This window comes from Nocardia araoensis NBRC 100135, from assembly GCF_000308435.1.
GTDB lineage: Bacteria > Actinomycetota > Actinomycetes > Mycobacteriales > Mycobacteriaceae > Nocardia > Nocardia araoensis.
The window spans coordinates 1-662 of the sequence record NZ_BAFR01000246.1; the positions used below are offsets into that span (position 1 = coordinate 1).

Below are 662 nucleotides of genomic sequence, written 5' to 3' on the forward strand. Positions count from 1 at the left end.
TAAGAGCTCCTAACAGGTTCTGTCGGGTGGCGTCGGGTTCTTTTGCGATGCAGGATATTTCGTTGTGGCAGCGCCTTGGATCGTGGATGACGAGTTGTGGGCGGTAATCGAGCCGCTACTGCCGGTGAAACCGGCAGGGACGCCGGGACCGGCGCAGATGGACTCCCGTCTGGTGCTGCAGGGGATCTTGTTCGTGCTGATCACCGGGATCGGCTGGGAAGACCTGCCCCAGGAACTGGGATTCGGGTCCGGGATGACGTGCTGGCGCAGGTTACGGGACTGGCAGGCCGCCGGGGCATTCGAGAAGATCCATCAGGCCGTGCTCACCCGCGCCCACGCCGCCAGGCTGATCGACTTCGACCGCGTCATGATCGACGGCTCGCACGTGCGGGCGAAAAAAGGGGCGCCGCAACAGGTCCGAGCCCGGTCGACCGCGCCAAGACCGGTTCCAAGCACCACATCCTGACCTGCGCTAACGGATTCCCGCTCGCCGTCGCGCTGTCCGCGGCCAACGTCAACGACCACCTGATGCTGCCCACGCTCCTCGACCGAGTCCGCCCTCTGCGCGGGCGCGGGGGCCGGCCCCGCCACCGGATCACCACCCTGATCGCGGACAAGGGATACGACTATCCCAGCGTGTATTCCGAACTACGGCAACGACG

At 65.6% G+C, this 662-nt stretch carries 2 protein-coding genes; both read left to right on the forward strand.

What is annotated here, in order from left to right; all coding sequences use genetic code 11:
* Positions 1 to 64: 64 nt before the first annotated feature.
* On the forward strand, positions 65 to 466 hold the full coding sequence (locus ON21_RS40305) for an IS5 family transposase (protein ID WP_039803560.1): 402 nt from the start codon (positions 65 to 67) through the stop codon (positions 464 to 466).
* Positions 463 to 662, forward strand: a 200-nt coding sequence (locus ON21_RS41075; RefSeq protein ID WP_373281159.1) for a transposase, incomplete at its 3' end; no start/stop codon positions are given. The genes ON21_RS40305 and ON21_RS41075, both read left to right, overlap by 4 nt.